Source organism: Shewanella sp. NKUCC06_TVS, from assembly GCF_019345515.1.
Lineage (GTDB): Bacteria > Pseudomonadota > Gammaproteobacteria > Enterobacterales > Shewanellaceae > Shewanella > Shewanella oncorhynchi.
The window spans coordinates 155,495-166,502 of the sequence record NZ_JAHKQX010000014.1; the positions used below are offsets into that span (position 1 = coordinate 155,495).

8 protein-coding genes and 1 rRNA gene are annotated in these 11,008 nt (G+C 41.7%); 5 read left to right on the forward strand and 4 right to left on the reverse strand.

Annotation, left to right across the window (positions count from 1 at the left end):
• Nucleotides 1-40: 40 nt before the first annotated feature.
• Both KO531_RS16130 and KO531_RS16135 read right to left on the reverse strand, forming a co-directional pair.
• Nucleotides 41-775 carry a fimbria/pilus periplasmic chaperone gene (locus KO531_RS16130; RefSeq protein WP_219251675.1) on the reverse strand — a complete coding sequence of 245 codons (735 nt, stop codon included), beginning with the start codon at nucleotides 773-775 and terminating at the stop codon, nucleotides 41-43.
• 60 nt (nucleotides 776-835) lie between these two features.
• Nucleotides 836-1,384 carry a fimbrial protein gene (locus tag KO531_RS16135; protein ID WP_219251676.1) on the reverse strand — a complete coding sequence of 183 codons (549 nt, stop codon included), beginning with the start codon at nucleotides 1,382-1,384 and terminating at the stop codon, nucleotides 836-838.
• 572 nt (nucleotides 1,385-1,956) lie between these two features.
• Here KO531_RS16135 and KO531_RS16140 point away from each other — a divergent pair.
• From KO531_RS16140 to KO531_RS16150, 3 genes are all read left to right on the forward strand, one after another.
• Nucleotides 1,957-2,931: an EAL domain-containing protein gene (locus tag KO531_RS16140; RefSeq protein WP_219251677.1), complete on the forward strand. Its 975-nt coding sequence runs from the start codon at nucleotides 1,957-1,959 to the stop codon at nucleotides 2,929-2,931.
• A 58-nt stretch (nucleotides 2,932-2,989) separates the two neighbouring features.
• Complete coding sequence (locus KO531_RS16145; RefSeq protein ID WP_219251678.1) at nucleotides 2,990-3,946, forward strand: fimbrial protein; 957 nt, start codon at nucleotides 2,990-2,992, stop codon at nucleotides 3,944-3,946.
• 68 nt (nucleotides 3,947-4,014) lie between these two features.
• Entirely contained in the window at nucleotides 4,015-4,335 is a 321-nt protein-coding gene (locus tag KO531_RS16150) for a hypothetical protein (RefSeq protein ID WP_219251679.1), read from the forward strand.
• A gap of 146 nt (nucleotides 4,336-4,481) precedes the next feature.
• Here KO531_RS16150 and KO531_RS16155 read toward each other — a convergent pair whose 3' ends face one another.
• Nucleotides 4,482-6,626: a M3 family metallopeptidase gene (locus KO531_RS16155; RefSeq protein ID WP_219251680.1), complete on the reverse strand. Its 2,145-nt coding sequence runs from the start codon at nucleotides 6,624-6,626 to the stop codon at nucleotides 4,482-4,484.
• 707 nt (nucleotides 6,627-7,333) lie between these two features.
• Between KO531_RS16155 and KO531_RS16160 the strand changes: the two genes are divergently transcribed.
• Complete coding sequence (locus KO531_RS16160; protein WP_219251681.1) at nucleotides 7,334-9,379, forward strand: bifunctional 2',3'-cyclic-nucleotide 2'-phosphodiesterase/3'-nucleotidase; 2,046 nt, start codon at nucleotides 7,334-7,336, stop codon at nucleotides 9,377-9,379.
• 211 nt (nucleotides 9,380-9,590) lie between these two features.
• Nucleotides 9,591-10,337, forward strand: coding sequence for a DUF2057 domain-containing protein (locus KO531_RS16165; RefSeq protein ID WP_212601899.1), 747 nt, complete (start codon nucleotides 9,591-9,593; stop codon nucleotides 10,335-10,337).
• A gap of 560 nt (nucleotides 10,338-10,897) precedes the next feature.
• Here KO531_RS16165 and rrf read toward each other — a convergent pair.
• Nucleotides 10,898-11,008 (reverse strand): 5S ribosomal RNA (gene rrf, locus KO531_RS16170); the annotation flags it as partial.

Genomic DNA, 11,008 nt, shown 5'->3' on the forward strand with positions numbered 1-11,008 from the left:
AGCACTACTTCCTTGTATATTGTTAAACCAATTTAATTAGTTACTTGACAAGTGAATATGAATGCTCTCGTATTGCACCATAATCATCGATAGATTTAAATTTAACTTCTTTTGTTTCATTCGATATGGCATTAACAGGTATATTTAACTTACCACCTGGAGCAACCATTCCATCACCAACAATATGAGCATGACTACCAGTCGATAATGCAACCTCACTCATAGAGACATGATAAGAGCTTGGGTTTGTGCATTCTAAAACCCAACTGGCATCTCCTTTAATCAAATTCCAAACTAATTGTTGAGGCGCTTCAACTTGAGTGCCTTTAATATCATTAGGCCGAAAAAATACTTTAATTCGAGTTCTCAAAGCAACTTGTATAATATTTTTATCGGAAGATGTATCCGCTTTAGGTGGAATTTCCTGCACATTGAGATAAAACACAGATTCATGTTCCTTCGGCAAAGTATCCCCTGTATATATTAGCCTTAAGGTTTGCCCTTTATTAGAGTCAATCCGTGAAATTGGTGGCATAAGAATAAAGGGAAATTTAATTAAACTCGAAGATGTGTCTAAGTCACCATCATCAATCCAAGATTGCACTACTAAAGGTTGCTGGCCTGTATTAGTTAACTTAACATTTGCCTCACCTTCGCTCTCTTCATAAACCACACGGGTATTACTAAGTACGATCGAGGCATTAGCAGAAGAGGCAATAACACCTCCCATGATCAATACACTCATTGCCAAGTAATGCACTAAAAACGGTTTCATATCACGTTCTCTAGATGGGGATTAAAGGGGAGGATGACCTCCCCTTCGTACAAGCCTAACTTACTGGTATACGATACTGTAAGTCACAGCGCTATTTGCAGTACCTGGTGTGGCAGCATTTGTTGCGTAGTAACCCACTTGGTAGGACAGCACTGCTGCGCCACCAGCGTCAAGAGGTGCCGAAGTTACCGTGCTGTTATCACCAATCTTGATCGGTGAACTATCACTGTTGCGCAATTGTAATTGAACGTTTCCTGCAACACCGGCAGTGCCAGCACCAGTTAAATTTAGACGACCACTCACTAAGTCTGTATTTGGACCGACTTCAAAGCCTGCTTTTACTGTCGACGCAGCAGAACAGCTACTCAGAGTAATATTAAAAGGCTTGAATCCAGCAGTTTCGCCTTGCGCTGAAAGTGCGTGAGTACTTGCTGTATCCAAAGTCACAGCCACATCCCCATTAGCTCCACTACCTTTTACTGTGCAAGTCGTGCCAGTAATTTCACCAGTGATATTAATGTTGCCATCCGCAGCAAACACAGTGCTGGTAAGTAAACTCGAAGCAGCAACAATCCCAGTTAATGCGAAAGAGTAAATTTTATTTTTCATAGTAATGTTCCATTTAATTGCTGTAACTCAGGCTAATTCGCCTGCATTATTGTCATTTGATGTGCATTGATTACGACATACATTCGACGAAAGCCATTATGAATAGAAATCAACAATGAATATATTGCATAAACACCTATTATTCCTAGACTATAAGTCTTACTTCTCAATAAGATTAATCCTATTAGCAGAAAGTAATTTAATTATTTATTATGCAAATAATAGTGAAACCAACCAATTCATTTAGCCCACCTCCATTTATAGGATAATTCCTAATCACTATATAAGAATCGAAGCGTTGCCAATACAGTGCCAGCAAACTAGCATAGTTAGTAACAACTATTTAATAAATAGTCTCTGGTATTGTTTTTGAGTGTTTGGGTAGAAAACGTCTATTAGAATTGTTTTTATCCGCATAAATTTCATGTAGATAATTGATAGTTTATATTTAAATTCCCTGAACCTATAAATGTGCAACAATGAATACGACACAGGCACAAATAGCGCTATATGACCAACCTTAGCACATATTGATTTATGGCATGGGAATATCTAAAATAACGGAGTTAACATTGTTTAATCAATCTGCTAAACCCAGCTCCAAAGTGCCCTTATTACTAACACTAACGGATAAAAACCAACCGTCGACATTCGCTATAAATAAAAAATATGATTGCAAAAATGTTAATAAAAACATTGTTAACGATGACACTTCAATTTCGCATAAAAAAGCAGAGTGCTTATGTGGACAGCCCGTAAATATTAACACTTTAATGAATAAAGCACAGTGGGATAGTTTATTATCGGGAAAATCTGCAGAAATTTTAATTGATACTGTTGCCTATTTTCAGCCTCAGCACCACGTCACAAGTGGAAAACTTTATGGAGCAGAGGCATTGGCCCGTTGGAATCATCCAAAACTGGGTGTACTTGGCCCTGAATACCTATTGCCCAGAATGCATTCGACCATAATGCGCAATGCGTTGTGGAAGCAAATGTTAGATAACACCATCAACATGTTGAAACATTTGCAAGGTTCAGGTTTAGATTTAGATTTATGCCTCAGCGTTAATATCAGTGCAGATATCGCAAGTTCCGTTCGCTGGGCAGAAAATACAATACATAGGGTAGCGCAATCTGGGATAAACTCCTCCCATATCGGCATAGAAATCACAGAGGATTATGCCGGATTCGAAGTAGATCTCGCGGCTGCAATTAGCAAATTAAGATTACATGGATTTAAATGTGCTATTGATGACTTTGGCACTGGTTTCTCTTCATTACAGCGTCTAGCCCTGACTCCTTTTAATCTTTTAAAAATAGATAGGAGTTTCGTATATCAAGCAAGAGAGAGCCTTGTCAGCCATAAAATATTAGCCAATACAATCCTCTTAGCCCATGACTTAGGGTTAAGTGTCATAGCGGAAGGGGTAGAAACTGAAGCTGACCTTGAGCGAATAACTAATTTAGGAGCAGATATTGCCCAAGGATATTATTTTGCAAAACCAATATCTGCCGATAACTTTATCCAATATGTAAGAAACTGAGCACTTTAAAAATTAATATACCAACAGTAATTGGCCACCTATAAATAAAGGACTAGAAATGAATTTAAATAAAAAACCAATCTATAAATATGTAAAACATCTTTTTTTAGGTGCATTTATCTCAGTTCTGACGATTAATGATGCGGCTGCAGAATGTACTGTGGGTACTGGGGCTATAGTTACTTTCAAACTTAATGAAAATATCAATATCCCCCGAGACACGCCGATCGGTACAAAGGTCTATCAATCTAGCCTCGCCTACCCTAATAACACAGCTGTCTTTAAGTGTACTGATGATCTAGCAGGTATACTGAATGCGATTGGTATGCCATCCAATGGCTCGCATATATTCCCTATTGGGACAACAGGGTTAGGCTTTAAGTATTTCTGGAATTATGTTTTATTACAAGACTATAGCAATTCATTTAACAACTATAACACTTGGACATCCTTTCCGACTTCAATGCCATATTATCTTGAGATATATAAGATTGGCCCTACACAGGATGTTATTGAAATCCCGGCTGGGGATATAGGATATTATAACGCTGGGCATTTAAGAGTAACTTTCTTTAGAAATTCAACAAAAGTAGTTATAACACAGCAAACATGCACCGTTTCAAATATAAACGTGCCTATGGGTGTTCAACCAGCATCCGGATTTCAAGGGATTAATACTCGAATGACACCAACAGCTTTTGCAATTAATCTTAATAACTGTCCGAGTGGTATAAACTCTATAAAATATCGGCTCGATCCAACGACAACCATTATCAATCCAACAAAATCAGTTGTTACGCTACAATCCAGCTCCACTGCCAGTGGCGTTGGTGTACAGATACTCGATGCTTCCAGTAACCCTTTACCTTTGGGTGTTGATAATGTCTTTTCTGGTTATGCTGCAACAGGTGGAAATTACTCTATTCCCCTTAAAGCTGCTTACTATCAAACCGGTTATATCGCGAAAGGTGGCAGTGCAAATACGTCGTTAACATTCACTATGACATATCAATAAACTAAGAGGCAAAGAAATACCTCAAGTTTAAATCTAGCATTCAGAGTATTCCATATGTCTAAAAAAAATTGCGGATTATTATTGCCGATAAAAAACATGAGAATCGCCTATGTATTGAAAAACAACTTAACTCATTAGGCTACTTTAGAATAATCACGACGGCTTCATTTGCAGAGGCATCTCGTTTAGCACAAGTTGAAAACTTTCAAGTTGGGCTAGTGATCATTGAAGAAAGCCTTATTCATACGGAACATTTTAATCAGCTACGTACTCAATCGGCAACACCCAATATTTTGGTCTATCGAACTCAAATGTTCACTACTTGGGACCAAACATTGATTGGATTACCCGATATAGAAGCATTAAGAACAGTGATGTCAAACTTTTAATTAAAAATATTGACTAACAAATTATGTGATTTAAAAATTAACAACATTTTTGTAAATGCTCATTACACGTTTAAATATAATAGCTGCATATTCTCCCCTCAAAAAGGCTTGTTAGGTTTCCCTAACAAGCCTTTATTTTTTTACAATTAATCGACTAAACCGCGGCGCTTTAACAGTGCCTCTGTTGTCGGTTTTTTACCCGTAAAGTGAATATAATCTTGCATGAGATCTTCACTGTTACCTTTAGATAAGACTTCCTTACGGAATTTGTCACCATTATCGGCTTTTAAGCCACCTTGCTCGCCCATATAGGCAAAGGCATCGGCGGCAAACACTTCGGTCCACAAATACGCGTAATAACCTGCGGAATAACCACCGGAGAAGGCATGGCTAAAGTAGCTCGACTTATAACGGGGTGGTATTGGCGCAAAATCAAGACCATGTTTAGCTAGCACTTGGTGCTCAAACTTCTCTACATCGCTAATTTGAGTATCGGCGCTGATAGAGTGCCATTCCATATCTAACAAGGCCGCTGACAGATACTCAACGGTATCAAAACCTTGGCCAAACTTATTTGCCGCTAAGATTTTATCAAGCAGCGCCTTAGGAATTGGCTCACCCGTTTTGTAGTGTTTGGCATAGTTAGCAATCACAGCAGGGTCAATATTCCAATCTTCGTTAACCTGTGATGGGAACTCAACAAAGTCACGTGCTGTTGATGTGCCAGCCACGCTTGGGTATTTCACCTGCGAGAATAAACCGTGTATTGCATGGCCAAATTCATGGAACAGAGTGGTCACTTCATCGAAGGTCATTAGCGTTGGGCCATCGGCTGGCTTAGGAATATTAAGCGCGTTATAGACTACGGGCTTAGTGCCGAGCAGACCGCTTTGGGTGACGAACTCATCCATCCACGCGCCGCCGCCTTTGCCTTCACGGGCATACGGGTCTAGATAGAATAAGCCAATAGAACTGTTATCTTTATCAAAGACTTCAAAAGCTAAAACATCGGAATGCCACACGGGTAAATCAGTACGCGGTTTTAAGCTGATGCCATATAATTTATGCATAGCGAAAAACAGCCCGTCTTTCAGTACAGTATTAAACTCGAAATAAGGCTTGATACTGCTTTCATCAAGTGAGTATTTCTCTTTACGCACTTTGTCGGCGTAGTAAGCCCAATCCCAAGGTTGCAGCTCAAAATCACCGCCCGCCTTTTTGATTTCAGCTTGAATATCAGCCGCTTCCACTTTGGCGCGAGCTAAAGCTTTTGGCGCTAAATCATCGAGGATTTCATACACAGCGGCTGGGGTTTTCGCCATTTGATCGGCAACCGCATAGGATGCCCAAGTATCGAACCCCAGTAAATTGGCTTTTTTAGCCCGTATTTGCGCCATTTTGACAATTAATGGACCATTGATTGCGACGGCTCTGTGCGCTGAGGTTTCCCATACTTTTTGGCGCAGTTCACGGTTGCTCAGGCTAGAAAGCACAGGTTGGCGTGTCGTGTTGACTAAAGTAATCAAATAGCCTTCTTTTCCCGCAGCTTTGGCCGCTGCGGCTAAAGTAGCAATTTCGCTGTCGGATAAACCGGCTAACAGGGCTTTATCAGTCACAACAATCACATCATCTTTAAATGATTTTAAGCTGTTTTGTGAAAAGTCCGTCGCTAAGGTTGCAAGTTCAGCGTTAAAGTCGCGCATCTTAGCTTTATCTTCGGCCGACAATTTCGCGCCAGCGCGGACAAACTGCTCATAGTAGTATTCAACTAAACGCTGATCTTCCGCATTTAGGCTGCTCTTTTGCTGGTATACGGCTTCAACACGGGCAAATAAAGTCGGATCGAGATAAATATTATCGCGATGGGCAGAAAGCTTAGGTGCAAGATCCGCTTCGGTTTTCTGGAAATCATCATCAGAAATCAGACCTGCGAGATTAAAGAAGGTACGCGATACGCGCGTTAACAATTCACCTGAGGTTTCCATGGCGAGAATGGTATTGTCAAAACTAGCCGCCTGTTTGTTATTCACAATCGCAGCGATTTCTGCATCGTGAGCTTTAATGCCCTGCTCGAAGGCGGGAGCATAATCTGCGGACTGAATAAGATTAAATTGCGGCGCTTGATCTTGCAGTAGACTCTTGCTCAGCAGCACATTAGTTGTTTCGGCTTTGACGGCGGATTGAGTCGCAACGGCATTTTTGGCTTCATTGGTGCTTACATCAGGCTTGTCTGAACAAGCGCCAAGTAACAATGCCGCAGCTACGGCTGTGGTAATAACGGACTTACGCATATTAACTCCCTTGGATGTTGCTGCCCTTTCGATTGTATTTTTAAGGTGAAAGGTGCGCGCAAATGGATTTTGGCTTTCGGTTTACAACAGTCTGTTTTAACGAACTTGTGTAGCTTCGTACGTCAATTTCGATGAACTACCTTAACAAGTTACGCGCATTTCAGCCAAGTTTTACCCGCCCAGAGCGCAGCTTATTTGTATCACTTTATGTGTATTACCCGTCTAAATAAGCCTATGCCAACGCTACGCTAAACCTAACTCACCTCAATCAAGCCAAGAGACATGCGCGCATAAGTGATCAACATTGGCTAAAATTTGATGTAAAAGAATTATTTAAAACAATTCTACTGAAGTTTTACGTCAAATATCCCCGACATAGACAAGGGGCTGAGCAAATAAAATGCCATTCCAATAACAAATATTAATTCTTCTTAATAAACTGTTTACTGTAATTATTTAAACATTGATGTAACAAATAAACAGGCTAAACGGCTCACTATTTAGGCAAGCAAACCTTGAGTCACAATTTGAAACAGCTTTTCTCCGATTAATGTCACATTCAGATCATCAAATGTCTTTATAATTCCCGCTCGTTAACTTAGCAGCAAATTAACCTAACAGTTAAATTACGCTGAATTAACGGGATGATGGGCATGTTCTTTTACGGAACATGCATTGGGGTCAAATAAATATAAATAGAGATAACTATGTTAAATAAGAAAATACTCGCAGTGATGATCACTGCCGCCCTTGGTGCCAGCGCCTGTAATTCTGATGACGACAAAGTCGTTCAAGCCGATTTACGGGTACTCGAAACCACAGATCTGCACACAAATATCATGGATTTCAACTACTACAGTGGCAAAAATGACCCAACTATCGGTCTAGCCCGTACTGCAAGCTTAATCCACGCTGCACGCAACGAAGCCAAAAACAGCGTACTCGTCGACAACGGCGATCTACTACAAGGCAGCCCAATGGGCGATTACATGGCTAAAGTTGGCCTGCAAATGGGTGATATTCATCCAGCCTATAAAGCCATGAACCTATTAGATTATGAAGTCGGTAATATCGGTAACCATGAATTTAACTATGGTTTAGATTTCTTAAATAAATCCATTAGTGGTGCAGATTTCCCTTATATCAACTCAAACGTTTATTGCGCCGACGATAATGGTTGCTGGAATGAGGTTAAAAAAGGTGAGCATTTATTCACCCCTTATATCATCAAACAAAAAAACATTATCGACAGTGAAGGCAATAATCAAACCATTAACATTGGTTATATTGGTTTTGTGCCACCGCAAATTCTATTGTGGGATAAACAAAATCTGACGGGTAAAGTGACGGTCGAAGATATTATTGAAACCGCGAAAAAATATGTCCCAGAAATGAAAGCCAAAGGGGCCGATATCATTATCGCCATTCCTCACTCTGGCATTGGTTCAACGGAAAATCCTGGCGATCCTATGGCTGAAAATGCCACTTACGCTTTGACTTATGTTGATGGTATCAATGCGATTCTATTCGGCCACAGCCACTCTATCTTCCCTGATGCTAAGTATGCCGACTTACCCAATACCGACGTCACTAAAGGCCTACTAAACGGCGTCCCAGCAGTGATGCCAGGTCGTTGGGGTGATAACTTAGGGGTTGTTGACTTTAAACTTGAACGTAGAGATGGCAAATGGCATGTCCTTAGTGCGAAAACGCAAGCTCGCCCCATATATAATGGCGCAACTAAGGAAGAGTTAGTTAGCCAAGATCCCGCAATTAAAGATGCAGTCGCAGCCGAGCACCAAGGCACCCTCGCCTTTGTGGATGAACCTATCGGCGTTGCCGCAGCCGACATGTACAGCTTCCTTACCTTAGTGCAGGACGACCCTACGGTACAAATCGTTTCCGATGCGCAAATCGCTAACGTGAAAGCGAAATTACCTGCAGCATTAAAAGGTCTGCCAGTGCTATCAGCCTCCGCACCCTTTAAAGCGGGCGGTCGCCACGGTACAACCAGTGATGCCGATCAATTTGTGCAAGTTGATAAAGGCCCACTGACCTTTAAAAACGCCGCCGATCTGTACCTGTATCCCAATACTATGGTGGCAGTCAAAGCGACGGGCGCCGAATTGAAAGATTGGCTCGAGTGCTCAGCAAACCAGTTCAATCAAATTGACCCAGCAAAAACCACCCCACAAGGTTTAATCAACTGGGATGGTCATCCAACCTATAACTTCGACGTACTCGATGGCTTAACCTATAAAATTGATGTGACCCAACCAAGCAAGTTTGACCGCGATTGCGCCGTCGTTAATGCCAACGCAAACCGTATCGTTGATTTAAGCTATAAAGACGAAAACGGCAAAGTCATCACAGGTGAAGAATTTGCCGCGAAAGAATTTATCGTCACCTCAAATAACTACCGCGCCTTTGGGGGTAAGTTTGCTGGTACGGGTAGCGACCATGTGGTGCTTGAACTGCCCGATACTAACCGTGAAGCACTAGCTGCCTATATCACAGCGCAATCTCAGTACAACGAAACCACAGGTAAGTACGAAGCTATGGTCAATCCAAGTGCCGATTACAACTGGGATTTCAAAACCATCACCACGAATGTCGCATTGGACGTTCGCTTCGAAACCCAAGACAGTGACAAAGCCGCTGCCTTTATCGAAGCCAATAAACAACGTGAAATGAAGAAGATAAGCAAGGATGAACTGGGTTTCGCCGTTTATAGCATCAACCTAACCAAATAAGCGTTCAATTCCAAAATATCATGCTCAAAAGGCTCCTCGTGAGCCTTTTTTATTCCCTGCCGATTAAATTAACGCTAATCTGCGCGCTATAAACAGTGTGTCGCCATTTAGTTCATCATGCTCCACACTAAAGGTTAAACCTGCTTTGTATCGCCAAATATCTGCCTTACTATTTAGCTTAGCGGCATCCTTATAATAACAGAGAAAGCTTATGAAATATCAATCAATTTTATGTGCCACGGCATTAGTGCTGGGGACTGTGCAGCCAGCAACGGCCGATGTTCATCTCAAACTACCTAAAAATGCTGAAGTGTTAACGGTCAATGGCAAGCCAGCAGTAAAGAATGGCGATCTCGTTTTAGCCGATGGGACCAATCAAATTGCCTTTCGTTATGCCGCGCAATATCGACAACAAGCTGACTCAGTGCATTATCTTTCCGACGTGCTCATCGTCCGTTTTGATGCGTCAGCACAAACACTCACGCTGACACTTCCCGCCATCAACTCAGCCAGAGATGCAAAGAAATTTGATGAGTCACCTAAGCTGACACTATTAAATGCTCAAGATGAAGCAGTGGGTTTTACCAGTGATAAATTGATTAAGAATGGCATTCAACTAGGACGGGATTTCGAACACGAGATACTGCAGTACAACCTTAGCAATCATCCGGCTTCATTAAATATCACGATGAATACCGCGACAACACAACCAAGCGACGCGATTACACCAATATTGGCAAGCCAGCCGCAAATACGCCAAACATCAGCAGCCACATCCACGAGCTTGATCGCGCCAGCAGTTATACCGTCAGCCACAGCGGTCAATGACAAAGCTCAGCAAATCACTCCTACTACGACACCTAGCCAAGCTGAAATCAGTCAAATGCTGGATTACTGGTACAAACAAGCTAACGACAATACCAAAGCCAGCTTCAAAGCCAAAATCAACAAAGAGTGATGCATAGAGCACGCAAGCGTTGAAGAGAGTATTTGTCCTCCAACCATCAACAACGCTTCGGCTATCTATTTCAGACCGCCAGCTTAGTATCATACATGAACTGGCGGCTCTATTCAGTTCGTAAAATTAGAACTTAGTAAAACTTAAGCTCATTAAAAAAGCGTTCAGTAAACCCATTACCACTTCACAGCTTAATGTTATTTCAGACAATGAAACGGTTTCAAAAACGCTAAAACATGTAAATTGCAGACGCAAAAAGCCAGCTTATTCAGCTGGCTTGGTTACATCTCAATGCGATAATTAGATGCTTGGCGATGACCCACTCTCACATGGGGGTGAAATCATCGCGCTATCAATACGGAGTATTTAGCCATGATTGAACGCGAAGAAGCTTGTCTTCGTAGCCGGGGAGTCCGCTTAGCGGCGGGCGACCGCCATGGATGGTGGAAGTGTCTATATTGGAGGAACATTTATTGACCGACATCGAGATAAGTTTTCGCGAAGCGTATAAACACAAAAGCCCTAGCGGTTTAGGCTAGGGCTTTTGTGTTTATTTGGATGCTTGGCGATGACCTACTCTCACATGGGGAGACCCCACACTACCATCGGCGCGTTTGCGTTTCACTTCTGAGTTCGGGATGGGATCAGGTGGTTCCACAAGGCTATTGTCA

Bases quoted from the DNA above. Each gene is read 5' to 3' on its own strand.
- KO531_RS16165 (WP_212601899.1), top strand. From the start codon at position 9,591: ATGAAATATCAATCAATTTTATGTGCCACGGCATTAGTGCTGGGGACT.
- KO531_RS16145 (WP_219251678.1), top strand. From the start codon at position 2,990: ATGAATTTAAATAAAAAACCAATCTATAAATATGTAAAACATCTTTTT.
- KO531_RS16155 (WP_219251680.1), bottom strand. From the start codon at position 6,626: ATGCGTAAGTCCGTTATTACCACAGCCGTAGCTGCGGCATTGTTACTT.
- KO531_RS16135 (WP_219251676.1), bottom strand. From the start codon at position 1,384: ATGAAAAATAAAATTTACTCTTTCGCATTAACTGGGATTGTTGCTGCT.
- KO531_RS16160 (WP_219251681.1), top strand. From the start codon at position 7,334: ATGTTAAATAAGAAAATACTCGCAGTGATGATCACTGCCGCCCTTGGT.
- KO531_RS16130 (WP_219251675.1), bottom strand. From the start codon at position 775: ATGAAACCGTTTTTAGTGCATTACTTGGCAATGAGTGTATTGATCATG.